The following is a 23,572-nucleotide window of genomic DNA, read 5'->3' as shown; positions in this document are numbered from 1 at the left end:
GCCTGAGTTCCATGGGGGAAAGGGCATGAGCGACCGTCACGACTATCTGGCGCTGGACTGGGTCCGGGGGGAAATTCAGGAGACACTGAATCAAGCCCAGCAGGCCCTGGAAGCGTTCGTGGACAATCCCAACGATTCCACGCGCATGCGCTTTTGCCAGACCCACCTGCACCAGGTGTGCGGCACCCTGCAGATGGTGGAATTCTACGGCGCCGCCCTGCTCGCCGAGGAAATGGAAAAGCTGGCCCGGGCACTGGTGGACCAGCGCGTCGGCAACGTGGCCGACAGCCAGGAAACCCTGATGCGGGCGATCCTGCAGCTGCCGCCCTACCTGGACCGGGTGGCCAGCAGCCGGCGCGACCTGCCGCTGGTGCTGCTGCCGCTGCTCAACGACCTGCGCGCCGCCCGCGGCGAAGCGCTGCTGTCCGAGACCGCGCTGTTCAAACCGGACCTGCAGCACGCCCAGGGCGACGGCCGCCTCTCCGACGCGGTGCTCAACGACCCGCGCTTCGCGCAACTGGCCCGCAAGATACGGCAGATGTTCCAGCTCGCCCTGGTGGGGGTGATGCGCAACGAGGACATGGACCGCAACCTGGCCTATATGCGCAAGGTGTTCGCCAAGCTTGAGCAGGTCACCGGGGAGGCCGCCCGCGGGCCGCTGTGGCGGATCGCCGACGCCCTGGTGGAGGGCCTGCAGGAAGACGCCATCGCGCTGGGCACCTCGGTGAAACAGATGCTCGGCCAGATCGACCGCACCCTGCGCGAGCTGGCCGCCGACGGCGTCGACAGCCTGGAACGCCCGGCGCCCACGGAACTGCTCAAGAACCTGCTGTATTACGTCGCCAAGGCCGACCACGACAGCCCGCGCATCCGTGAAGTGCGGGCCGGCTTCCGGCTCGACGACGCGCTGCCGTCGGAAGACCTGGTCAACGCCGAACGCGAGCGCCTCACCGGCCCGGACTCCATGGCCATGAGCTCGGTGGTCACGGCGCTGTCCGAGGAGCTCACCAAGATCAAGGACGCCCTGGAGCAATTCGTCCACCAGGGCGATTCCGACCCGGCCACGCTGGCGCCGGAGGCGATCCGCCTGAAACAGGTGTCCGACACCGTGGCCATGCTCGGCCTCGGCCAGCCGCGCACCCTGGTGGAAGAGCAGCTCAAGGTGATGGAAGCGATCGTCGACGGCCGCCGGCCCGCGCACCGCGACACCCTGATGGACGTGGCCGGCGCGCTGCTCTACGTGGAAGCGACCCTGGCCGGCATCGGCGGCGACAACCGCCGGCCGGCCCCGGCCACCGGCGCCGACCTGCCCCGCCATGTGGGCCAGGCCCTGGACGCGGTGCTGCGCGAATGCCGCGCCGGCCTGGAAGAGGCCAAGGACGGCATCATCGAATTCATCGCCTCGCACTGGGACCACCAGCACCTGAAAACGGTGCCCGACCGTCTCAACGCGGTGCGCGGCGGGCTGGAGGTGGTTCAGCTCGACCGCCCGGCGGACATTCTTCGCCAGTGCGTGCGCTTTATCCAAGAGCAGCTGATGGCGGAGCAGTCCAAGCCGGACTGGCGCAGCATGGACACCCTGGCCGACGCCATCACCTCGGTGGAGTACTACCTGGAGCGTCTCAGCGACGACCCGGAAACCCGCGATGACATCCTCGGCCTGGCGCGGGCCAGCGTCAGCGACCTGGGCTACCCGTTGCCCGAGCCCGTCGACGAGGCGGAAACCGAAGAGCCGGATCACGCCGATCAGCCGGACGACGTCGAGGACGCGCCGGCCGATTCGCTGGATGAACCGCTGAATGCGCCACTGGACGAACCGCCGGTGCTGCTCACCGAGGACGCCCCCCAGGACGATGACGCGCTCGAAGCGTCGCCCGACGAAGCGGCGGCGCCGGAGCCCGGCGACCAGGGCGGCATCGAGGAGCACGACGAAGAGCTGATCGACGACGAAATCATCGAGATCTTCGTCGAAGAAGCCGACGAAGTGCTCGAGGCCCTGGATCAGTACTTCCCGCGCTGGGCGGCCAACACCGGCGACGAAACCGCGCTGGTGGAATTCCGCCGCGCCTTCCACACCCTCAAAGGCTCCGGCCGCATGGTGGGCGCCACCACCGTGGGGGAGCTGGCCTGGTCGATCGAGAACATGATGAACCGGGTGATCGACGGCGCCATCGAGCCCGACGCCACCCTGATCGAGCTGGTGCGCACCGTGCACGGCCTGATCCCGGACCTGGTGGACGCCTTCGCCCACCGCCGGCCGATGCCCTACGACGTGACGCCGCTGCAGGAGGCCGCGTTCGCGCTCGCCGACGGCCAGCACCTGGACGCGGTGCCGAGCATTGACCGCCCGGACGCGCCCCGGGAGCCGCAAACCGACACCGGGCCGGAGTCCGAACAAGCCCCCGACGCCACGCCGCCCCTGGACGACGACCCGCTGGCGGACCTGGATGCCCTGGATTTCCAGATCCCCGAGGAGACCGAAGCCGCCGGCGACGCGGTCGACCCGGTGCTGCTGGATATCTTCCGCAGCGAGGCGGCGCGCAACCTCGGACTGGTGCGCGAGTGGCTGGACCAGATCGACCCGGACTTCGCCGAGCACCCCCTGGACGACCAGGTGCACCGCGCCCTGCACACCCTGAAGGGCAGCGCCCGCATGGCCGAGATCAACGCCATGGCGGAGCTGGCGGAACCGGCGGAGAAGCTGGTCAAGGAGCTGGTCAACGGCGGGCGCCGCGCCGACGCCGACACCGTGGAAATGATCGACCAGACCCACCGACTGCTGGATGCCGGTTTGGCGCAGCTGCACGACGGCGCCCTGACGGAATTGCCCGGCGACGCCGCCACCCTGATCGAACGCCTGGTGCAGGCCCGCGAAGCGCTCAACGAGCACCGCGACGGCGCCGACCCGCATATTCTTTCGGTGTTCCTGTCCGAAGGCATGGACCTGATCATCGACACCGACAACCTGCTGGAACAGTGGGCCGAAGAGCCGGGCCACACCGAGGAGCTGGCGCGCCTGCGCGACGAACTGGAGCTGCTCGCCAACAGCGCCCGCACCGCCAACCTGGATGAAATCCACGGCCTGGCCAAGGCGCTGGCCAGCGTCTATTCCGGCGTCAACCAGGGCCGCCTGCCGTTCAGCGAAGCCTTGCTGGAACTGGCGCGCGAGGGCCACGAGGCCCTGATGAACATGATGGACTGTCTGGCCGCCGGGCAGACCGTGCGCCCGGAACTGGGCCTGGTGGACAGCCTGCGCGACCTGGCCGAAACCCCCGGACCGGACGGCCCGGGCGGCGGCGTGCCGGCCCCCGCGGACCGCGCCGGCGGCGGCGACGACGCGCCCCTGGACCCGGAGCTGGTGCTGCTGTTCCTGGAAGAAGCGGAAGACCTGCTGCTCTCGTCCAGCGAACACCTGACCGCCTGGGAGCACGGCGAAGCCGACAGCCTGGCGGCCCTGCAACGGGACCTGCACACCCTCAAGGGCGGCGCCCGCATGGCCGGCGTCACCGCCGTCGGCGATCTCGCCCACGAACTGGAAAACCTTTACGAAATGGCCGGCGCCCCCAACCAGCCGGCGCCCGCGCCCTCGCTGTTCGACGTGCTGCACCGGGGCCACGACCGGCTGGCGGACATGATCGACACGCTGCGCAGCGGCGGTAAGCCGGAGCCCGCCCCGGCGGTGATCGAGGCGCTGCGCCAGGCGATGTTGCGCCAGGCCCCGGACCCGGCCGCCGCCCCCGACGCCCCGGCGCCCGCCGACGGCACCCAGGGGGACCCGGAACTGGTGGCGATCTTCCTGGAAGAAGCCCACGACATTCTCGAGTCCGCCGGCCGCAGCCTGGACACCTGGATCACCGACACCGGCAACAGCCTGGAAATCCAGTCCCTGCAGCGCGATCTGCATACCCTCAAAGGCGGCGCCCGCATGGCCGAGGTGCAGCCCCTCGGCGACCTGGGCCATGAACTGGAAACCCTCTACGAAGCCCTGGCCCTGGACCGCCTGCCGGTGCAGCCGGTGCTGTTCGACCTGCTGCACCGCTGCCACGACCGGCTGGCGGAGATGGTCGACCAGCTCGGCGCCGGGCCACCGCTGACCGGCGGCGACGACCTGATCACCGCGCTGCACGATTATCTGCGCGACCCGGGCGCTTTCACGCTGCCCGCCGCCTCCGCCGAACCGGCGCCGTCCCAACCGGCCGGGGCCGACGCCGAGCCCGACACGCCGCTGCCCGATGAAGTGGACCTGGAGATTCTCGACGTCTTCCTGGAAGAGGCCGAGGAGCTCTGCGAAATCATCGACGGCTGCCTGGTGTCCTGGCGCGATCACCCGGAAAGCCGGGATTTCATTGACGACCTGAAACGGGCCCTGCACACCCTGAAGGGCGGGGCGCGGCTGTCCGGTCTTAATGAGCTGGGGGAGATGAGCCACCGGTTCGAAACCCTGATGCACAACCTGGAAAGCCAGCGGCGCGACCCGGACGAAAACGATTTCCAGGCGATGACGGCGGAATTCGACGCCCTCAACGAGCGCCTAGTGGAACTGCGCCGCGCGGCGGCCGCCCAGCCGCTGCCGGCGCAGCCGCCGGCGACCCGCGAGACCCGCCCGGAAGCCAGCGCGCAACCCGGCGTTAAACGCGAGGAGCGGCGCCCCCAGTCACAGCCCCAGGAAATGGTGCGGGTCGGCGCCGACGTGCTGGAAGCGCTGGTCAACCTGGCCGGCGAGACCTCCATCAACCGCGGCCGGGTGGAACAGAGCATCAGCGAGTTCGGCTTCAACATCGGCGAGATGGGCGCCACCGTGGTGCGCCTCTACGAGCAGCTGCGCCGGCTCGACGCCGAGACCGAAGCGCAGATCATGTCCACCTACCAGAAGGGCGTGGACAGCGGCGAAATCGACGGCCGTTTCGACCCGCTGGAAATGGACCAGTATTCGGAACTGCACCAGATCACCAAACAGCTTTCCGAGTCCGCCTCGGACCTGCTGGACCTGAAGAACACCCTGCTGGATCGCACCCGCGACACGGAAACCCTGCTGCTGCAGCAACAGCGCATTAACACCGACCTGCAGGAAAAGCTCATGCGCACCCGCATGGTGCCGTTCTCCCGCCTGGTGCCGCGGCTGCGGCGCATCGTGCGGCAGGTGTCCGGCGAAGTGGGCAAGCGTGTCGCCTTCGACGTGATCAACCCGGAAGGCGAGCTGGACCGCACCCTGATGGAGCGCGTGGTGGCGCCGCTGGAGCACATGCTGCGCAACGCCGTGGACCACGGCATCGAGGACCCGGCGCAGCGCCGTGGCGCCGGCAAGGAGGAGAGCGGCCACGTCAGCCTGGAGCTCTCCCGCGAAGGCGGCGAAGTGGTGATCACCCTGGCCGACGACGGCAAGGGCATCGACACCGACGCGGTACGCCGCAAAGCCATCGAACGGGGTCTGATGGCGGAGAACACCCCGCTGCCCGACCACGAAGTGCAGCAGTTCATCTTCCACGCCGGCTTCTCCACCGCCAGCCAGGTGACCCAGCTGTCCGGCCGGGGCGTGGGCATGGACGTGGTGGCCAGCGAGATCAAACAGCTGGGCGGCTCGGTGACCATCGACTCGCGGCCCGGGCAGGGCACCCGCTTCGTGGTGCGTCTGCCGTTCACCCTGGCCATGAACCGGGCGCTGATGGTGCGCGTCGGCGAGGACGCCTACGCCATCCCGCTGAACCAGATCGAAGGCATCGTGCGGGTCAGCCCCTACGAGCTGAGCGACTATTTCCAGGCCCGCCAGGAAGGCGGCCTGCCGGCCTACCGCTACGCCGGCCAGGAATACGACCTGCACTATCTGGGCCGCTTCGTGCACGACGTGGCCCAGCCGCACCTGGACAACCACAGCCAGCCGATGCCGGTGCTGCTGATCCGCAGCGCCGATCACACCGTGGCGCTGGTGGTGGACAACCTGATCGGTTCGCGGGAAGTGGTGGTCAAGTCCGTGGGGCCGCAGCTGGCCAGCGTGGCCGGCATCAGCGGCGCCACCATCCTCGGCGACGGCGCGGTGGTGATCATTCTCGATATCCACTCGCTGATCCGCGCCGCCCAGGCCCAGCAGGCGGCCCTGCCGCAGGCTCAGGAAGCGCTGCCCGCCGAGCCGGAAACGCCGGATTACGAGCACGAGCGCCGCGTGGCACCGCTGGTGATGGTGGTGGACGACTCGGTGACGGTGCGCAAGGTGACCGGCCGTCTGCTGGAACGCAGCGGCTTCGAGGTGATCACCGCCAAGGACGGTATCGACGCCATCGCCACCCTGGAAGAGCACACCCCCGCCGCCATGCTGCTGGACATCGAGATGCCGCGCATGGACGGCTTCGAAGTGGCCACCCACGTGCGCCACGACGAACGCCTCAAGGACGTGCCGATCATCATGATCACCTCGCGCACCGGCGAGAAACACCGGGAGCGGGCCTTCGACATCGGCGTGAACTGCTATCTGGGCAAGCCGTTCCAGGAGAGCGAGCTGCTGGTCACCCTGCGTGAGCTGCTCGGCGAGACCCGGGAGACCAGCCACTGATGGCCGCCCCGGGCCGGGTCGGCGTGATCGCCGACGATACCCTGCAGGGGCATCTGCTGGCGGGCGCCATCAAGGGCCAGGGCTACCGGGTGGTGGTCAACACCGACCCGGAACATCTGGAAGACCGCTGGCTGGCCGCCGACGCCCTGGACCTGTGGGTGGTGGACCTGTCCCGGGAGGACCGCTGGCAGCGCTTTCTCGACGGCCTGCTGGAAAACGCCGCCGCGCCCCTGCTGTTCTGCGACGGCCAGGCGCCGGCCCGCACCGCCGACCATTACCCGCGCTGGGAGCGGCGCCTGATGACCAAGCTGGTGGGCTATATCGGCGCACCGGGGCTGGAGGAAAACCTGGCCGCGGTGCCGCAAACCCCGCTGGCGGCGCCGATTCCCGAACCGCGCGAATTCCGCGCCCTGGCCGGCGACACCACGGCGCAAAGGGTGTGGGTGCTGGGCGCCAGCCTGGGCGGCCCGGCGGCGGTAAAACAGTTTCTCGACTGTCTGCCGGAACACCTGCCGGTGGCGTTCGTGCTCGCCCAGCACATCGACGGCGGCTTCCTGGACACCCTGTGTCAGGTGCTGCGCCGGGACAGCCCGTTCCACTGCCAGGTGGCCGGCGACGGTGACCGGCTCGGCCACGGCCGGGTGCTGGTGGCGCCGGTCACGCAAAGCCTGTCGTTCGACACCGACGGCGTGGCGCGGCTCACCGGCGAGCCCTGGGAAGGTCCCTACGCACCCTGCATCGACCAGGTGATGAGCAGCCTGGCGCAGGGCTTCGGCCACTGCGACGGCGCCATTCTGTTCTCCGGCATGGGCAACGACGGCGCCATCGCCGCGCCCCGGCTGGCCGCCCAGGGCGCCGCCATCTGGGCGCAATCGGCGGACAGCTGCGCGGTCAGCAGCCAGCCGGATTCGGTACGCGAAACCGGCTGCGTCGGGTACAGTGGCACACCGGAACAACTGGCGCGGCAACTGGTCGACCGAGTGCGCCGGGAAGTGGCCGAGACGGCCCGTGTTTCCGGTGAACCAAGAATAAGTTGAGGAAGTCGCATGTCCGAGGCGCAAATTCCCGAGTCCCTGCCCAGCCTGCTGATCCCGATGAACGGCCGGCCCTGGCTGATCCCGAACATCGTGGTGGCGGAGGTGATTCCGCTGCGCCAGCCGGACCGGCCCGGTCACGGCCCGGAGTGGCTGCTCGGCTGGATTAACTGGCGCGAGCAGGACCTGCCGCTGATCTCCTATGAAAAGCTGAACGAGTCCGGCCAGGTGGCCATCGGCCCGGACGCGCGCATCGCGGTGATCAACACCGTTTCCGGCGTGTCCCGCTTTTACGCCGTGGTGGTGCAGGGGATTCCCCGCCTGCTGCGCGTGGACAAGGGCGACCCGGTGGAAGAGCCCGGCGACACCGGCCCGGCGGAAGCCATGTACGTTCAGGTGGGCGGCGACCTGGCGGTGATCCCGGATCTGGATGCGGTGGAAGGCGCCGTCGCCGGGCTGTCGCGATGACCGACTGGGCACGCCTGGAACAGCTGGCGGCGGAGCGGCCCCACGACGGGCGGCGCTTTATCAACCGCTATCCCACCCCGCACCACGGCCTGCGCGAGTTCCTGCGCTGGCAGCGCCAAACCGGCGGCCGCTTTCCGCGCCGCCTGCCGTTTCCACTGCGCCGGCCGGACCCGGCGGAGCTGGCGGCGCCGGCGCCGCAACCGCGCTTTACCTGGATCGGCCACGCCACCTATCTGATTCAATACCAGGGCTGGAACCTGCTCACCGACCCGGTGTTCGCGGAACGCTGCTCACCGCTGTCGTTCGCAGGCCCCAAACGCGCCGTCGCCCCGGCGCTGGAGATTGACGAGCTGCCGCCGATCCACGCCGTGCTGGTGTCCCACAATCACTATGATCATCTGGACCGCGCCGCCGTGGACGCGCTCAACCGCCGTTTCGGCGACCAGGTGCTGTGGTTCGCGCCCTCCGGCGTGGGCGCCTGGCTGCGCCGGCGCGGCATCGGCCGGGTGGTGGAATTGAGCTGGTGGCAGCACCACCGGGAAGGGGAGGTCGACGCCTTCTGTGTTCCGTCCCAGCATTTCAGCGGCCGCGGCGCCCGTGACCGCAACCGTACCCTGTGGTGCGGCTGGCGGCTCAACTGGCCCGACTTCAGCCTGATGTTCGCCGGCGATACCGGCTACGCACCGGTGTTCGAGGAAATCGGCGACGTGCTGGGGCCGGTGGACGCGGCCCTGCTGCCGATCGGCGCCTATGCGCCACGCTGGTTCATGGCGCCGGTGCACATCAATCCGGACGAGGCGGTGCGCATCCATCTGGACCTGCGCGCCCGCCAGTCCCTGGCCATGCACTGGGGCACCTTCGTGCTCACCGACGAGCCCCTGGACGAGCCGCCCAAGGCGCTGGCCGCCGCCCTGGCGCGCCACGGCGTGGCGGCGGACGCTTTCCGCGTACCGGGGCATGGCGATACCCTGACTCTGGAAAGTCTCTGAGCGTGCATTGGGAGGAGCCGCGACCATGAAGACCCAGCGTGGACGACGCCTATGGTGGCTGATCCGCTTGATCGCCTGGCTGCCGCTGCCGCTGGCCGCCGGCCTGGGGGCGATACTCGGTGATCTGATCACCCGGGTACCGCTGCGCTATGCCAGCGCCTACCGGGTGGTGCTGATCAACCTGCTGGCCACCCAGCCGGGTATCAGCTTCGACCAGGCGCGGGCCATCGGCCGGCAGAGCCTGCGCGAGCTGGGCCGCTCCTTCTGCGAATTCGCCCATGTATGGAGCCGGCCGATCGACGAAACCATGGCGCGGATCAGCCACATTCATGGTGAACAGGAATATCTGGACGCCTGCGCCAGCGACCGGCCGGTGTTGCTGCTGTCGCTGCATCTGGGCAGCTGGGAAACCATGAACCCCTATCTGGGACGCCAGGGCACCAACATCATGTATCAGCCGCACCCGGCAACGCTGGTGGACGAACTGGTGAAGCAAGCCCGCGAGCGCAGCGGCTGCCGGCTTATTCCGACCAACAACCAGGGCATCAAACACGGCCTGGCGACGTTGCGGGCCGGCGGCACCCTGGCACTGCTCGCCGATCACAACCCGGGCAACCGCAGTAACCCCTACGCGCCGTTCTTCGGCCATCCGGTGCCGACCCCGGCGCTGGTCGGCAAGCTGGTGCAGCGCTTCCGGCCGCGGGTGTTCGTGGTGTCCTGTTACCGGGGCGAGGGCGGCATCAAGGATGTGGAAATGCACTTCAAACCGGCCCCGGAAATCGAAACCGCCGCCGACACGCACACCCTGCTCTGCGCCATGAACCAGGCCCTGGAGACGTGCATTCAAAGCAACCTGTGCCAGTACCAGTGGACCTATAAACGCTTTAAATGGCGCCCCGGCGGCCGCCGGCTGTGGTACCGCCAATCCTACCCGCTGCTGCGCCGCGCCGCCCGGGGCGAGGACAGTGCGTCCCTCGGCCTGGCGCCGGACACCACCCCGAACCCCTGATCCGGAGACACCCCCCGCATGCCGATTGAAAAAGACAAGGTCGTCACCCTGCACTACACCCTGATCGACGCCGACAACGACCTGACCCTGGAAAAAAGCAGCGCCGACGCGCCGATGGTCTACCTGCACGGCGCCGGCAATATTCTCGCCGGCCTGGAGCAGGCTCTGGAAGGCAAGGACAGCGGCGACCGCCTCACCGTCTCCCTGGACCCGGAGCAGGCCTACGGCCGCCGCGACGAGTCGCTGCGCCAGCGCCTGTCCGCCAAGTACCTCAAGCACGCCGGCAAACTGAAACCCGGCAAGATCGTGCGGGTGCAGACCGAGCAGGGCCCGCGCATGGTGACGGTGCTCAAGGTGGGCCTGAAAACCGTGGACGTGGACGCCAACCACCCGTTCGCCGGGCGTCCCCTGCGTTTCGAACTGGAAGTGATCGATGTGCGTGACGCGGACGCGGACGAAAAAGCCCACGGCCACGTGCACGGGCCGGGCGGACACGCCCACTGACGTCTAAAGGTGCTACTGTTGGCGGCCAATCAAACACTGCGGGGCGATGAAGCATGCCGGAATACAGCTATTGGATTATTTTCGGGCTGATCCTGATCATCGGCGAGTTCGTGGTCTCCGGTCTGGTCCTGATTTTCCTCGGGCTGGCGGCGGTGATCGTCGGCGGCCTGGCCTACTTCGGCCTGATTAACGACCTCACCTGGGAAATCACCCTGTTCGCGGTGCTCAGCCTGGCGCTGCTGGCCGGCGCCCGGCGCTTCCTGCGCGACTGGCTGTTCGGCAAGGAGACCCAGGGCCGCACCAGCGACGACAGCGCCGGCCTGGTGGGCGGGCGTGCCACCGTGGAAGCGGACTTCGTCGACGGTGTCGGCTCGGTGCGCTACCGGGGCGCCCGCTGGCAGGCGCAATCGGACCAGCCTTTGAAAGCCGGCCAGATGGTACGCATCAGCAAACACGAAGGACTCTGGCTCACGGTTCAGGCCTGGTCCGATACTTCTTCCACGGACCAAGAAAAGGACTCTGAACAATGATGGGACTCATTATTCCCGCCCTGCTCGCGCTGGCGGTGATCACGCTGCTGTTCATGACGGTACGCATCGTACCGCAACGGCAAATTTACGTGGTGGAACGGCTCGGCAAGTACCGCACCTCCCTGGAGGCCGGCCTGCACATCCTGATGCCCTTTATCGACCGCGTCGCCTACCGTCACTCGCTCAAGGAAATCGTCCGCGACGTGCCGCGCCAGAGCTGTATCACCAAGGACAATATCGAAGTGTCCGTGGACGGCGTGATGTATCTGCAGGTGGTGGACGCCAAGGCGGCCAGCTACGGCGTCGACGACTACGTGATGGCGTCGCAGCAACTGGCGCAGACCACTCTGCGTTCGGTGATCGGCAAGATCGACCTGGACAAGACCTTCGAGGAACGCGGCGAGATCAACATGGAAGTGGTCAAGGCCGTGGACGAGGCCGCCCAGCCCTGGGGCGTCAAAGTGTTGCGTTACGAGGTGGCCGACATCAACCTGCCGGCCTCGATCAAGGACGCCATGGAGAAACAGGTGCGCGCCGAGCGGGAGCGCCGTGCGGTGGTGGCGGAATCCGAGGGCGACCGGCAAGCCGCGATCAACCGATCCGAAGGTGACCGCCAGGCGGCCATCAACCGCTCCGAGGGTGAGAAGCAGGAAATGATCAACATTTCCGAAGGTGAGAAGCTCAAGCAGATCAACGAAGCGGAAGGCCGTGCCCGTCAGATCGAGCTGCTGGCCCAGGCCACCGCCACCGGTCTGCGTGAAGTGGCCCTGGCGGTCAAGGAAGACGGCGGCGACGAAGCGGTGAGCCTGCGCATCGCCGAGCAGTATGTGGCCGCGTTCGAAAAACTGGCCAAGGAATCCACCACCCTGTTGCTGCCTTCCAACCTCAGCGACGTGGGCGGCACCGTCGCCGGCCTGCAGAAAATTCTCAAGAAGATCGACGCCACCGCGCCCTGATAGAAAGGTAATGTTCCATGCCACGTCATTTTGAAAACGCCGAAGGTCTTTGTCAGCAACCCGACGCGGAAACCCAGCGTTATCTGTTCAACCAGACCATGCTGCGAATCAAGGATCCGAAAGTCAGCCTGGACTTCTACACCCGGGTGCTGGGCATGCGCCTGGTGCGCAAACTGGATTTCCCGGAAATGAAATTCAGCCTCTTTTTCCTCGCCTATCTGGGCGACGAAGAAGCCGCCCGGGTACCCGAGGATGACGCCAAACGGCTCACCTACACCTTCGGCCGCGAAGCCATGCTGGAACTGACCCACAACTGGGGCAGCGAGGACGACCCGGACTTCCAGTACCACAACGGCAACGACGAACCCCAGGGCTTCGGCCATATCGGTGTCACCGTCCCCGACGTGTACGCCGCCTCACAACGGTTCGAAAAACTTGGCGTCCCGTTCGTAAAAAAACCGGACGACGGCAAAATGAAAGGCCTCGCCTTCATCAAAGACCCAGACGGTTACTGGATCGAGATTATCCAGGCCGACATGATGGAAAAGCAGCAGAAAGGTTAGCAGAACTTCTGGGGAGGGATGGGGGAGCGGGCCATGCCCGCTCCCACCATTCCTGGGTTACAACTCCGGAGTAAAGGTCGGCGCCACCCGCGGCTGGAACTGCTCCTGATAGGCATACGCCAGCTTGATCAGGGTCTCCTCATCAAACTCGCGGCCCAGCATCTCCATGCCCACCGGCATGGCCGGCTCCAGGTCTTCCGCCATGCCGGCCGGCATCACCAGCGCCGGGAACAGCGAGAACGGGCTCAGACGGTTGTTGCTGCCGGCGGAGGGACTGTTGCCCAGATCGCCGGCCAGACCGGTGATGGCCGGGTAGAGCAGCACATCGTAGGCTTCGCCCAGCGGATTACCGTCCACGTCCAGATTATCCAGCGCCCGCATCAAACGTTCTCGTACGAACACCGGCCGTTCAATCGTGTTCTTTTCGTACACCACCCGTTGCTCGTCGGTCAGGTTGTTCAGGTCGATGCCGCCCCGGAACTCAAGGCCGGACTTGTAGCTGTCGAGGTAACCGCCGCTGGCGACCAGCTCGTCATAATCGAGGATGTGGCCGTCCATGGTGTTCGGCCAGCTGTTGAGGTATTCCTCCAGGTCGTGGCGGAATTCGTAGCTGGACATGGACTGGTAGTCGCCGAGGATGGTGCCGAGGTCGTCGATGGTCACGTCTTCCACCACGGCGCCGGCGGCTTCCATGTTGGCGATCGCCTGATCCATCACCGCCAGCACGCTGTCGTTGGTGCCGAAAAGATCACGGACCACGCCGATGCGCGCGCCGTCCAGACCGTCGGCGTCGAGGAATTCGGTGTAGGTTTCCGGCACGCCGGTAACCTGCTCATATTCCTCTTCGTTGTTGATCAGGCGGGCGTCGATTTCAAAGCTGACCCGCTGGTTGCTGGCCGGTGAGGTGTCGAAGCCGACCATGGCGTCCATCAACAACGCACAGTCTTCCACGGTACGGCACATGGGCCCGCCGGTGTCCTGCCAGGTGGCGAGCGGCATGATGCCGTCCAGGCTTACCAGGCGCAGGCTGGGACGAATACCGACCAGACCGTTCAAGCTGGAGGGCACGCGCACGGAACCGCCGGTGTCGCTGCCGGTACCCAGCAGGGCCAGGCTGGCGGCGATGGCGGTGCCGGTGCCGGTGGACGAGCCGCCGGAGCCCTTGGTCAGATCGTAGGGGTTTTTGACCAGGCCGCGCACCGAGCTTTCGCCACGGAAACCGAACGCGAATTCATCCATGTTCGCCTTGCCCAGCACAATGGCACCGGCCTCGCGCATCCGGCGAACCGTATAGGCGTCCCGGGTGGGCTGATTGTACTGGAACGCCAGCGCACCACCGGAGGTGGGCATCTGTTCTGTATTGAAGTTGTCCTTGGGCAGAATCGGCACGCAGTACAGCGGGCCATCAATGCCGGTGACCGCGAAGTTGAGATCCTTTTCGCGGGCGTCGATGATCGCCTCCGGGTTGATCGCCACCACGCTGTTCAGCTCGGTGGTGGAGCCGGTGTCGTCATAGGCTTCGATGCGGTCAATGTAACCCTGGACCACTTCCTCACAGGTGATGCCACCGGTTTCCAGGGAGGTATGCAGATCGGCGACGGTCGATTCAACAAACGAAAACGCGATGCCATCGTCGCCACCGGACGGCGGTGTGCCCGCATCGTCGGACGAAGAGGATGAGCCGCCGCAACCGCTAAGCAGCGCCGCGAGCACCGCGGAGCCCACCAGTAATTTGGGATCAAACATGAACATTCCTCAGGCAGAATCAAGACAAGGCACCCCATGAAGGAGGCCGTAAAAACACAACAAAAAGCAGGCGTCCGGGCAGAGGATCGGAAACGCCCGAAGCAAATACATCAAGAAACATGCCAGAGTTTGGAAAGGCTTTAGCGGCGCGGTTTTACAAGAAGGGAGAGAGATTTCAGGGCAATAAAACAGGTAAAATTAGATGTATTTTGGTGCACGGGATGCCCCGTTCGGAGGCTCCGGTCAGGGCAGCAATGTCCACAGTGAAGCGAGCAGCGCCACCGGCGCGGTTTCCGCGCGCAGCACCCTTTCACCGAGCGCAAAGCCGTGGAAGTCGGCCTGCCGGGCGGCCGCCAGTTCGTCGTCGGAGAAACCGCCTTCCGGTCCGGTGAGCAAGGCGATGGCGCTGGCGTCCCGCACCGCGGTGGCATCAAGCGGACGCTCGCCGGGGTGGGCGATCAGCCTCAGGCCCCGCGCCTGGTCCATGAAGGTGTTCAGCGGCAGCACGCCGTCCACCACCGGCGGACGGTTCAGGCCGCATTGTTCGCAGGCGCTGATCGCCACCTGACGCCAGTGTTCCAGTTTCTTGCTTTCGCGCTCGCCCTTGAGCCGCACCTCGGTGCGCTCGCTCTCCAGCACCCGGATCGCCGCCGCGCCCATTTCCACCGCTTTCTGAATCGCGAAGTCCATGCGGTCGCCTTTGATCAACGGCAGACCCAGGGTCACCGGACGGGGCGCGGTGCGGTCGATGTCCACGAAGGTGTGCGGCAGCACGGTGACGGTTTTCTTGTCCACCGCTTCCAGGGTGGCGGACCATTCACCGCCTTCCCCGTTGAACAGGGTGAGGGGATCGCCGGCACGCATGCGCAGCACTTTACCGATGTGATGGCTGGCGTGCGGGCCCAGCTCGGCGGGCCGGCCGGCCTGGAAGCGTTGCGGATCAAAGAAGCGACGGCTCATGGGTTTCGGTCCTGGTCAGCGGGGACGAAGCAGGCGTGAAAGGCTAACATAGGCGGCCGTTGATTCACTGGACAGAGACTCCCAACCCATGGGCGAAATCATTCCGGCCGCCTTCCAGCCGCCGGCCTGGCTGCGCTCGGCGCACCTGCAGACAATGTGGTCGACCTTCTTCCGGCGCCCCGAGCCGCTCAGCCGGCGCCGGGAAACCCTGCCGCTGGCGGACGGCGACCACCTGCTGCTGGACTGGGCCGGGCCGGCGCCGGAAACCGGCGCCTTGAGAGTGTTGTTGCTGCACGGCCTGTCCGGTTGCAGCGACTCCCATTATATCCGCGGCACCCAGGCGCGGCTGGCGGCGCTGGGCATCACCTCGGTGGCGATGAACTCGCGCGGCGCGGCGGCGCCCAACGACACCGCCCTGTGCGCCCACGCCGGCGAGATCGAGGACCTGGACGCGGTGATCCAGGCGCTGCGCCAGCGCGACCGGCACGGCCCGCTGATCGCCATGGGCGTGTCCCTGGGCGGTAGCCGCGTGCTCAACTGGCTGGCGCGGGCGGACGACGGTTCACTGAGCGCGGCGGTGGCGGTGTGCAGCCCGCTGCGCCTGGACCTGTGCGCCAACCGCATGGACCAGGGCCTGTCGCGGATCTACCGGCGCCACCTGATCACCAATCTGCTGGCCACGCTGAAACGGCAGCGGCGGCACCTGGAGCGGGTCGACCCGGCCCAGGCCGAGCGGCTGGCGGCGCTCAACCTGCGCGGCATCCGGTCGTTCTGGACCTTCGACGAACGGGTGATCGCACCGCTCTACGGTTTTCGCGGTGCCGCCCACTACTACGCCGAAGCCTCCGCCGGGCCGCGCCTTCGGGCGATCCGCACCCCGACCCTGATGATCCAGGCCGAGGACGACCCCTTCATGACCCCGGCGATGCTGCCGGCCCTTGGCGAGCTGGGCCCCGGCGTCACCCTGGAACTCTCTTCCGGCGGCGGCCATGTGGGCTTTGTCGGCGGCCGCCCCCGGCACCCCGAATACTGGCTGGAGCAGCGGCTGGCGGCGTTCGCCAGCGGCTTTCTGCCGGTCTAGCCCGCCGGCGCCAACAGCAGGGTCAGCAGGGCGCCCAGCCCGCCGGCCACCAGCAGCGCCACCGCCGACAGCGGCCAGTTCCAGCGCAGCGCGCCGACCCGCGCCGGATAGCCGGTGAGGCGCTCGAGCAGCAGGGCATTGGCGGAATAGGGCGTGCCGGCGATGGTCACGCCCCAACCGCACACCATCGCCAGCGCCAGGCCCAGGGCCGCGCCTTGCGGCCAGATCGGCGCCAGCACGCCGCCCACCAGGGCGCCGGTGACAATCGGATTGAAACCGGCCAGCCCGGCGACGAAATACAGCCAGGGCACCAGCAGCGCGGCCAGCGGATACCCCCAGACCGGCAGCACGAAATCCGCGCCCAGCCCGCGCGCCGCGAAGGTGCTCACCAGCGCCCCCAGAAAGGCGGAGCCGCCGACGATCACCAGCTCGTTGGTGACCGGCGCCAGGGACGGCAACGACGGGCGGTGCCCCCGCCAGCGCTCCACCAGCAGCCCCAGCACCACGGTGGCCAGACAGCTCAGGGTCACCGCCCGGGAATAGCTGAGCCCGGCGAGACCACTCAACCCAAAGGTGGCGGCGCAGATAGCGGCGATCACCGCAGCGAACCGCAGCCAGGGCGCCCATCCCGTGGACGGTGCCGGCTCACCGTCGGCGGCGGCCGGCTCCGGGTCGCGCAGAAGCGCGCCGCCCAGCAGGTACAGCAACGCCAGCGGCAGGCTGCAGGCGATCAGCTGCCAGCCCGGCAGGTCGGGCAGGAAGGTGAGGGTCACCACCACCGAAATCGACAACGGCGAGCAGATCGGCGAGGCGCCGAAGCCGCGCAGGGTGGCGCGGGCGGCGTTGCGGGTGACGGCGGAATCGCCGCGCTCGCTGATGCGGCCGCCCACCAGGGCGCCCACCACGCCCACCGAGCCGAAATTCAACGGCACCGACAGGAAGGCCGTGCCCAGGGAAAGGCTGAAGTAGCGGCCCAGAGGCCGGCCCGCGAACAGGCTGCCGGAGATCCGGCCCAGATCCGGAAAGCGGCCCAGCACCGAGGACAGCAACATCACGGTGAGAATCAGCGCGGTCAGCCGGGTCATGGCGTCGGCGGCGTCGATCAGCACCACCGGGCCGTCCGGCAGGGCCAGCACGGCGGCGACGACGACCAGCACAAAGATCACCCGTGCCATCCGGCGCAGGTCGCGCCAGCCCAGCACGATGGCCGCGAACACGGCGGCGGCGCCCACCACGCCGGCACCGGGCAGCGGCGCCAGCACCCCCGCCGCCAGCGCCAGCCAGGCCAGCGCCGAGCGGGGACCGGCCAGGGCGGTGACCGGCGCCGTCATGCGCGCCGCGCCGGTGGCGCCTCCGCCGCCGCGAACAGCAGGTCCATGGTGGTGTCGCCGGTGCGGAACTCCTGCTTCATGGCGTCCAGATGATCAAGCGCCTCGCCGCGCAGGTAGGGCGCCTCCAGACAGATAATCTGGTAGATGCCCTGGCGCAGCAGGGTGCGGTCCAGCGCCTCGTCGCCGGTGGCGTCCGGGTTCAGGCCGTGGGTGAAACCGGGCCACGACGCCGCCAGCACCCAGGTGTTGACCAGCAGGCCGCGCAGCTCTTCGTCGCTGGCCTCGATCAGACCGCTGTCGCGCAGGCTGCGGTAGATCACCAGGCCGCGCTCCAGGCTGTCCTGGACGAACACCTTGTAGCGCCGGCGCAGCTCCGCGTCCTGGTGGAGAAAGTGGGCCAGGTCCCGGTGCAGGAAGCGGGCCTGCCACATGGACTCCAGGATGCCCTCGAAATAGCGCATCTTGTCCTGCCAGGTGAGCGGCCCTTCCGGCACCGTCAGCAGATCGCGGATCTGCTCCTGGTAGCGTTCGAACAGCGCCGCCACGATCGCCGCCTTGTTGCGGTAGTGGTAGTAGAGGTTGCCCGGGCTGATGCCCAGACCCTCGGCGATGTGGTTGGTGGTGACGTTGCGCTCGCCGGCGCGGTTGAACAGGTTCAGGGCGGTATCCAGGATGCGCGTTTTCGTGTCGGTCATAACGGGCCAAATCAAAGCGTACTGCGGGGACGATGAAACAGTCTGTTGACTCCTAGAGTAATTACTCTAAAAATCGAGGACAGTCTAATAAACAAACGCCCAGGGAGGCGCATTATGGTCGCCGAGATCAAAGAACTCCAAACCGAGCATGCGCAGATCGAGCGCATGAAGCGCATTTTCGCCGCCCAGAAAGCGGCGTACCGCCGCCAGCCCTACCCCACCGCCGAGCAGCGCCATGAGCATATTCAGCAGCTCAAGCCGATGCTGCTGGACAACATGGACGCCTGGGTGGAGGCGCTGAACGCCGACTTCGGCAACCGCTCCGCCGACGAAACCAAGCTGGCGGAAATGCTCACCAGCGTGGAAGGCATCAAGTACCACGCCAAGCATCTGCGCAAATGGATGAAGCCCTCCAAGCGCAAGGTCGGCGCCGCCCAGTGGCCGGGCAAGGTGTGGGTGGAATACCAGCCGCTGGGCGTGGTGGGCATTATCGTGCCCTGGAACTACCCGCTGTACCTGGCCATCGGCCCGATGCTGGCGGCGCTGGCCGCCGGCAACCGGGTGATGATCAAGATGAGCGAATCCACGCCGCGCACCGGCGAACTGCTCGAGGAACTGATCGGCAAGACCTTCGCCGAGGACCACGTGGCCGTGGTCAACGGTGAAGTGGACGTGGCGGCGGCGTTCTCCAGCCTGCCGTTCGACCACCTGCTGTTCACCGGCTCCACCACCGTGGGCAAGCACATCATGCGCGCCGCGGCGGAGAACCTGACCCCGGTGACCCTGGAGCTGGGCGGCAAGAGCCCCTGCATCATCGGCGAGGATTTCCCGATGAAGGACGCGGTGGAACGCATCGCCTTCGGCAAATGCCTGAACAGCGGCCAGACCTGCGTGGCGCCGGACTACATCATGGTGCCGGAACACCGGGTGCGGGAATTCGTTGACGCCTGGAAAGCCCAGGTCACCGAGCTCTACCCGACGCTGCGCGACAACCCGGACTTCACCAGCATCATCAACGAGCGCCAGTACCGCCGCCTGAACGGCTATCTGGACGACGCCCGGGAAAAAGGCGCCGAGGTGATCACCATCAACCCGGCGGACGAGAACCTGGACGGCAGCCGCAAGATCCCACACACCCTGGTGCTCAATGTCACCGACGACATGAAGATCGCCGAGGACGAAATCTTCGGCCCGCTGATGCTGGTGGTGCCCTACAAGACCCTCGACGACGCCATTGATTACGTCAACGACCGGCCGCGCCCGCTGGCGCTCTACTACTTCGACTGGAACGCCCGCAACGGCGAGCACGTGCTGCACCACACCCATTCCGGCGGTGTCTGCCTGAACGACACCATCACCCAGGTGGGCGTGGACGACATGCCGTTCGGCGGGGTGGGCCCCTCCGGCATGGGTCACTACCACGGCCCGGAAGGGTTCCTGACCTTCTCCAAGGCCAAGGGCGTGTACAAGAAGGGCAAGATGAACGCCACCAAGCACATCCTGCCGCCCTACGGCCGTGGCATGCATAAGTTCATCTACAAGTTCATGTTGAAGTAAAAACCGCTGACATAACCGGCGCCCCGTCAGGGCGGGGACGGTCCGCCAGCCAACAACAAGAAGACAGGCCAGCCGAGGATCCGTGAATGGACCAGGACAACATGCCAGGCTCCGGTGTCGACCGCCGGGGCTTTCTGAAACTCAGCGTCTGGGGCGGGGCGGCACTGGCCGTCGGCGCCGGCGCCAGCACACTGCTTACCTGCTGCAGCTCGGACCCGGGCCCGGCGAGCGGCTACAAACACCTCCGCGATAAAGACGTCACCCTGCTGCGCCCGCTGATGGCGCCGCTGCTGGGCGGCGGCCTGGAAGCGGTGGACGGCGCCGGGCCGGACCAGGCCCTGCAGGCGTTCGACCGCCTGCTGCAGGGCGGCACCGACGGCCAGCGCGGCCAGCTGTTCCAGCTTCTGGATTTACTGCAGCTGGGCGCGGCGCGCTGGTGGATCACCGGCACCTGGGCGCACTTCGAGGAGCAGGGCGACGCGCAACTGCGCGACACCCTCGCCCACTGGGCCAACAACGACGGCGGCTTCCCCAAGCTCGCCTTCAAGGGCCTGACCCAACCGATCCTGATGGCCTGGTACGTCACCCCGGAAGCGGGCCGGACCACCGGTTACCCCGGCCCGCCCGTGGTCGGGTCCGGCACCGCCAGCGCCTGACAGCGCCCGTTCCCCTGACAAAACAATAAGGAGCCGGGTCATGCAGGACCTGTCCACACTTAAGATTCAGAATATCGCCGACCCCTGGGACAACGCCGGGGAAAAATGGAACCTGATCGACGGCGCCACCGTCAGCGACGACCGCACCCTGGAAGCGGACGTGGTGATCATCGGCACCGGCGCCGGCGGCGGGGTGAGCGCGGAAATACTCAGCGCCGCCGGCCTCAAGGTGATCCTGGTGGAGGCCGGGCGCCTCACCAGCTCCCGGGATTTCAATCTCAATGAAGGCGACGCCTACCGGCAGCTGTACCAGGAGGGCGCCATGCGCGCCACCAAGGATGGCGCCATCACCATTCTTCAGGGCCGCACCGTGGGCGGCACCACGGTGGTCAACTGGACCTCCAGCTTCCGCACGCCCAAGGAAACCCTCAACCACTGGCGTGAGCGCTTCGGCGTCGACAACACCAGCCGCGCGGACCTGGACCCCTATTTCCAGCGCATGGAAAAGCAGCTCGGCATCGAGCCCTGGGCGATGCCCGCCAACGCCAACAACGACGTGATCAAACGCGGCTGCGAAACACTCGGCTGGGACTGGTCGGTGATTCCGAGAAACGTGCGCGGCTGCTGGAATATCGGCTACTGCGGCATGGGCTGCCCCACCAACGCCAAGCAGTCGATGCTGGTGACCACGCTGCCCGCCGCCATGGACGCCGGCGCCACCCTGATCCACAGCGCCCGCGCCGACAAGCTGGTGCACGACGGCACCCGGGTCAGCGCCGTGCAGGTGACGCCCCTGAACCACGACCGCAACCCCACCGGCGCCACCGTGACCCTGAAAGCGCCCACCATCATCGCCGCCGGCGGCGGCATCCAGACCCCGGCGCTGCTGTTGCGCTCGCAGGTGCCGGACCCGGACGGCCGGGTGGGCAAGCGCACCTTCCTGCACGTCACCAGCTTCGCCTTCGGCCGCTACGACCGGGAGATCGCCCCCTACTACGGCGCGCCCCAGTCGCTGCACTCGGACCAGTTCACCTTCACCGGCGGCGTGGACGGCCCGATCGGCTACAAGCTGGAGATGATGCCGCTGCACCCCGGCCTCACCGGGGCGCTGCTGGGCGGCTTCGGCGAGCAGGCCCGCGAGCACATCACCGCGCTGCCCAACACCGCCGCCTCCATCGCCCTGATGCGCGACGGCTTCCACGAAGAGAGCCCCGGCGGCACCGTGGAACTGCGCGACAACGGCGAGCCGGTACTCGATTACCCGGTCACCGACTATCTGCTCGACGGCGCCCGCCGCAGCCTGTACAGCCAGGTGGAAATGCAGTTCGCCGCCGGCGCCCGGGCGGTGCGGCCCGGCCACATCCGCGCGCCGTTCTATACCAGCTGGGCGCAGGCCCGGGAAGCGATGGCGGACCTCAGCTACCAGGCCCTGGACGTGCCGCTGGGCAGCGCCCATGTGATGGGCGGTTGCCCCATGGGCGACAAGGACCGCGGCCTGGTGGACGCCCAGGGCCGCTACCGCCATCTGGAAAACCTGTATGTGTTCGACGGCTCGGTGTTCCCCACCAGCCTGGGGGTGAATCCGCAGTTGAGCATCTACGGCTTGAGCGCCCGCAACGCCACCGCTCTGGCGGAGCGGCTGCGGGCCTGAATCGTAAACCGAGTTGCGTTATGCTTGGCGCCCGATCTCTGGAGAAAGCGAGCCGAGCATGACCAACCGTGTTGTTTATCCGGGCACCTTCGACCCCATCACCAACGGCCATAAGGACCTGATCGAACGGGCCGCCAGTATGTTCGACGAGGTGGTGGTGGCCATCGCGGCCAGCGAGAAGAAGGGCCCGCTGTTCTCCCTGAACGAGCGGGTCAAGCTGGTCGAAGACAGCATCGGCCATCTGGACAACGTCAAGGTGACCGGCTTTTCCAAGCTGCTGGCCCATTTCTGCCGGGACCAGGAAGCCAATATCCTGCTGCGCGGCCTGCGCGCGGTGAGCGACTTCGAATACGAATTCCAGCTCGCCAACATGAACCGCCAGCTGGCCCCGGAACTGGAAACCGTGTTCCTGACGCCGGCCGAGCATTTGTCCTTTATCTCCAGCTCCCTGGTCCGCGAGATCGCGCTGCTCGACGGCGATGTGCGCAATTTCGTGCCGCCCCATGTGGTGGAAGCGCTGGACCTGAAGAAGCAGCAGCGGGGCGGCTGACCGTTTCTCGCCCCCGATACCCCGTTCGCCAGAAGGAGGCCGCCATGCGCTGGTTTTTCCCGCTTTTGTTGCTGTTCGCCGTCACCGCCCAGGCCGCCGGACCGGGCAAGGCGGCGATCGCCAGTGCCCACCCGCTGGCCACCGACGCCGGCTTCCAGATGCTCGAGCAGGGCGGTAACGCCTACGACGCGGCGGTGGCCGTGGCGGCGGCGCTGTCGGTGGTGGAGCCCTATTCCGCCGGCATGGGCGGCGGCGGTTTCTGGCTGCTGCACCGCGAAAAGGACGACCTGCAGACCATGCTGGACGCCCGCGAGACGGCGCCGGCGGCGGCCACCGAGGACATGTACCAGGACCAGGACGGCCAGGTGGTGCGCGACCGCGCCGTCAACGGCGCCCTGGCGGCGGGCATTCCCGGCCAGGCGGCGGCCTTCGCCTACCTCGCCGAACACTACGGCGAGCTGCCCCTGAAAACCACGCTGGCGCCGGCCATTAAGCTGGCGCGCCAGGGTTTCGAGGTGGAAGACCACTACCGGGCGCTGGCCGGCTACCGCAAGGACGTGCTCAACCGCTACCCCACCGCCGCCTCGGTGTTCCTGGATGACGGCGAAATACCGGCCAACGGCACCCTGATCCGGCAGCCGGATCTGGCCCGGGTTCTGGAGGCCCTGGCCGAGCAGGGGCGAGACGGTTTTTACCAGGGCCCGGTGGCGGAAAAACTGGTACGCGGGGTGCGCGAGGCCGGCGGCAT

Annotated in this window: 19 protein-coding genes; 15 read left to right on the top strand and 4 right to left on the bottom strand. The window is 67.4% G+C overall.

Annotated features, from left to right (window positions below; all coding sequences use genetic code 11):
* Positions 1–25 precede the first annotated feature (25 nt).
* From ACEQZD_RS09460 to gloA, 9 genes are read left to right on the top strand one after another with little or no spacing between them, the layout of a single operon-like run.
* Positions 26–6,544, top strand: a complete 6,519-nt coding sequence (locus ACEQZD_RS09460) for an Hpt domain-containing protein (RefSeq protein WP_370185138.1) — start codon at positions 26–28, stop codon at positions 6,542–6,544.
* On the top strand, positions 6,544–7,581 hold the full coding sequence (locus tag ACEQZD_RS09455; RefSeq protein WP_370185136.1) for a chemotaxis protein CheB: 1,038 nt from the start codon (positions 6,544–6,546) through the stop codon (positions 7,579–7,581). The genes ACEQZD_RS09460 and ACEQZD_RS09455 overlap by 1 nt, the downstream gene beginning before the upstream one ends.
* 9 nt (positions 7,582–7,590) lie before the next feature.
* Entirely contained in the window at positions 7,591–8,046 is a 456-nt protein-coding gene (locus tag ACEQZD_RS09450; protein WP_142947918.1) for a chemotaxis protein CheW, read from the top strand.
* On the top strand, positions 8,043–9,035 hold the full coding sequence (locus tag ACEQZD_RS09445) for an MBL fold metallo-hydrolase (protein WP_370185134.1): 993 nt from the start codon (positions 8,043–8,045) through the stop codon (positions 9,033–9,035). Before ACEQZD_RS09450 ends, ACEQZD_RS09445 begins: the two co-directional genes overlap by 4 nt.
* Positions 9,036–9,060: 25 nt before the next feature.
* Positions 9,061–10,044, top strand: a complete 984-nt coding sequence (locus ACEQZD_RS09440) for a lysophospholipid acyltransferase family protein (protein WP_370185132.1) — start codon at positions 9,061–9,063, stop codon at positions 10,042–10,044.
* Between the two features lie 18 nt (positions 10,045–10,062).
* Positions 10,063–10,548 (top strand): peptidylprolyl isomerase, encoded by a 486-nt coding sequence (locus tag ACEQZD_RS09435; protein WP_142947921.1) that lies wholly within the window; start codon positions 10,063–10,065, stop codon positions 10,546–10,548.
* 53 nt (positions 10,549–10,601) lie between these two features.
* A complete protein-coding gene (locus tag ACEQZD_RS09430; protein ID WP_067612209.1) occupies positions 10,602–11,078 on the top strand; it encodes an NfeD family protein in 477 nt (158 codons plus the stop codon).
* Complete coding sequence (locus ACEQZD_RS09425; RefSeq protein WP_142947922.1) at positions 11,075–12,034, top strand: SPFH domain-containing protein; 960 nt, start codon at positions 11,075–11,077, stop codon at positions 12,032–12,034. Before ACEQZD_RS09430 ends, ACEQZD_RS09425 begins: the two co-directional genes overlap by 4 nt.
* Positions 12,035–12,051: 17 nt before the next feature.
* Positions 12,052–12,597 carry a lactoylglutathione lyase gene (gene gloA / locus ACEQZD_RS09420; protein ID WP_194856859.1) on the top strand — a complete coding sequence of 182 codons (546 nt, stop codon included), beginning with the start codon at positions 12,052–12,054 and terminating at the stop codon, positions 12,595–12,597.
* 57 nt (positions 12,598–12,654) lie between these two features.
* On the opposite strand, the gene ACEQZD_RS09415 is transcribed toward gloA, so the two are convergent.
* Positions 12,655–14,343 carry an amidase gene (locus tag ACEQZD_RS09415; protein ID WP_370185129.1) on the bottom strand — a complete coding sequence of 563 codons (1,689 nt, stop codon included), beginning with the start codon at positions 14,341–14,343 and terminating at the stop codon, positions 12,655–12,657.
* A 243-nt stretch (positions 14,344–14,586) separates the two neighbouring features.
* The gene (locus ACEQZD_RS09410) at positions 14,587–15,303 is read right to left on the bottom strand and encodes a 16S rRNA (uracil(1498)-N(3))-methyltransferase (protein ID WP_370185127.1); all 717 of its coding nucleotides are present in this window, start codon (positions 15,301–15,303) and stop codon (positions 14,587–14,589) included.
* 88 nt (positions 15,304–15,391) lie between these two features.
* On the opposite strand from ACEQZD_RS09410, the gene ACEQZD_RS09405 reads away from it, so the two are divergent.
* A complete protein-coding gene (locus ACEQZD_RS09405; protein WP_194856863.1) occupies positions 15,392–16,384 on the top strand; it encodes a YheT family hydrolase in 993 nt (330 codons plus the stop codon).
* Here the strand turns inward: ACEQZD_RS09405 and ACEQZD_RS09400 are convergent.
* Both ACEQZD_RS09400 and ACEQZD_RS09395 read right to left on the bottom strand, forming a co-directional pair.
* Entirely contained in the window at positions 16,381–17,715 is a 1,335-nt protein-coding gene (locus ACEQZD_RS09400; protein ID WP_370185125.1) for a hypothetical protein, read from the bottom strand. The two genes, ACEQZD_RS09405 and ACEQZD_RS09400, sit on opposite strands and share 4 nt — an antisense overlap.
* On the bottom strand, positions 17,712–18,410 hold the full coding sequence (locus tag ACEQZD_RS09395; RefSeq protein ID WP_142947929.1) for a TetR/AcrR family transcriptional regulator: 699 nt from the start codon (positions 18,408–18,410) through the stop codon (positions 17,712–17,714). Before ACEQZD_RS09395 ends, ACEQZD_RS09400 begins: the two co-directional genes overlap by 4 nt.
* 114 nt (positions 18,411–18,524) lie before the next feature.
* On the opposite strand from ACEQZD_RS09395, the gene ACEQZD_RS09390 reads away from it, so the two are divergent.
* From ACEQZD_RS09390 to ACEQZD_RS09370, 5 genes are all read left to right on the top strand, one after another.
* On the top strand, positions 18,525–19,967 hold the full coding sequence (locus tag ACEQZD_RS09390; protein WP_370185123.1) for a coniferyl aldehyde dehydrogenase: 1,443 nt from the start codon (positions 18,525–18,527) through the stop codon (positions 19,965–19,967).
* An 86-nt stretch (positions 19,968–20,053) separates the two neighbouring features.
* Positions 20,054–20,623, top strand: coding sequence for a Tat pathway signal protein (locus tag ACEQZD_RS09385; protein WP_370185121.1), 570 nt, complete (start codon positions 20,054–20,056; stop codon positions 20,621–20,623).
* A 40-nt stretch (positions 20,624–20,663) separates the two neighbouring features.
* Positions 20,664–22,274: a GMC family oxidoreductase N-terminal domain-containing protein gene (locus ACEQZD_RS09380; protein WP_370185119.1), complete on the top strand. Its 1,611-nt coding sequence runs from the start codon at positions 20,664–20,666 to the stop codon at positions 22,272–22,274.
* A 58-nt stretch (positions 22,275–22,332) separates the two neighbouring features.
* The gene (gene coaD, locus ACEQZD_RS09375) at positions 22,333–22,824 is read left to right on the top strand and encodes a pantetheine-phosphate adenylyltransferase (RefSeq protein WP_067610341.1); all 492 of its coding nucleotides are present in this window, start codon (positions 22,333–22,335) and stop codon (positions 22,822–22,824) included.
* A gap of 44 nt (positions 22,825–22,868) precedes the next feature.
* On the top strand, positions 22,869–23,572 hold a 704-nt coding region (locus ACEQZD_RS09370; protein WP_370185117.1), incomplete at its 3' end, for a gamma-glutamyltransferase.

Source organism: Alloalcanivorax sp. (assembly GCF_964221125.1).
In the GTDB taxonomy this organism is placed as follows: domain Bacteria; phylum Pseudomonadota; class Gammaproteobacteria; order Pseudomonadales; family Alcanivoracaceae; genus Alloalcanivorax; species Alloalcanivorax venustensis.
Note: the sequence above shows the minus strand (reverse complement) of the source record. Positions and strands in the feature narration are given on the sequence as shown.

Bases quoted from the DNA above. Each gene is read 5' to 3' on its own strand.
- ACEQZD_RS09455 (WP_370185136.1), top strand. From the start codon at position 6,544: ATGGCCGCCCCGGGCCGGGTCGGCGTGATCGCCGACGATACCCTGCAG.
- ACEQZD_RS09390 (WP_370185123.1), top strand. From the start codon at position 18,525: ATGGTCGCCGAGATCAAAGAACTCCAAACCGAGCATGCGCAGATCGAG.
- gloA (WP_194856859.1), top strand. From the start codon at position 12,052: ATGCCACGTCATTTTGAAAACGCCGAAGGTCTTTGTCAGCAACCCGAC.
- ACEQZD_RS09460 (WP_370185138.1), top strand. From the start codon at position 26: ATGAGCGACCGTCACGACTATCTGGCGCTGGACTGGGTCCGGGGGGAA.
- ACEQZD_RS09445 (WP_370185134.1), top strand. From the start codon at position 8,043: ATGACCGACTGGGCACGCCTGGAACAGCTGGCGGCGGAGCGGCCCCAC.
- ACEQZD_RS09425 (WP_142947922.1), top strand. From the start codon at position 11,075: ATGATGGGACTCATTATTCCCGCCCTGCTCGCGCTGGCGGTGATCACG.
- ACEQZD_RS09395 (WP_142947929.1), bottom strand. From the start codon at position 18,410: ATGACCGACACGAAAACGCGCATCCTGGATACCGCCCTGAACCTGTTC.
- ACEQZD_RS09405 (WP_194856863.1), top strand. From the start codon at position 15,392: ATGGGCGAAATCATTCCGGCCGCCTTCCAGCCGCCGGCCTGGCTGCGC.
- ACEQZD_RS09400 (WP_370185125.1), bottom strand. From the start codon at position 17,715: ATGACGGCGCCGGTCACCGCCCTGGCCGGTCCCCGCTCGGCGCTGGCC.
- ACEQZD_RS09415 (WP_370185129.1), bottom strand. From the start codon at position 14,343: ATGTTTGATCCCAAATTACTGGTGGGCTCCGCGGTGCTCGCGGCGCTG.
- ACEQZD_RS09385 (WP_370185121.1), top strand. From the start codon at position 20,054: ATGGACCAGGACAACATGCCAGGCTCCGGTGTCGACCGCCGGGGCTTT.
- ACEQZD_RS09430 (WP_067612209.1), top strand. From the start codon at position 10,602: ATGCCGGAATACAGCTATTGGATTATTTTCGGGCTGATCCTGATCATC.
- ACEQZD_RS09440 (WP_370185132.1), top strand. From the start codon at position 9,061: ATGAAGACCCAGCGTGGACGACGCCTATGGTGGCTGATCCGCTTGATC.
- coaD (WP_067610341.1), top strand. From the start codon at position 22,333: ATGACCAACCGTGTTGTTTATCCGGGCACCTTCGACCCCATCACCAAC.
- ACEQZD_RS09410 (WP_370185127.1), bottom strand. From the start codon at position 15,303: ATGAGCCGTCGCTTCTTTGATCCGCAACGCTTCCAGGCCGGCCGGCCC.
- ACEQZD_RS09435 (WP_142947921.1), top strand. From the start codon at position 10,063: ATGCCGATTGAAAAAGACAAGGTCGTCACCCTGCACTACACCCTGATC.
- ACEQZD_RS09380 (WP_370185119.1), top strand. From the start codon at position 20,664: ATGCAGGACCTGTCCACACTTAAGATTCAGAATATCGCCGACCCCTGG.
- ACEQZD_RS09450 (WP_142947918.1), top strand. From the start codon at position 7,591: ATGTCCGAGGCGCAAATTCCCGAGTCCCTGCCCAGCCTGCTGATCCCG.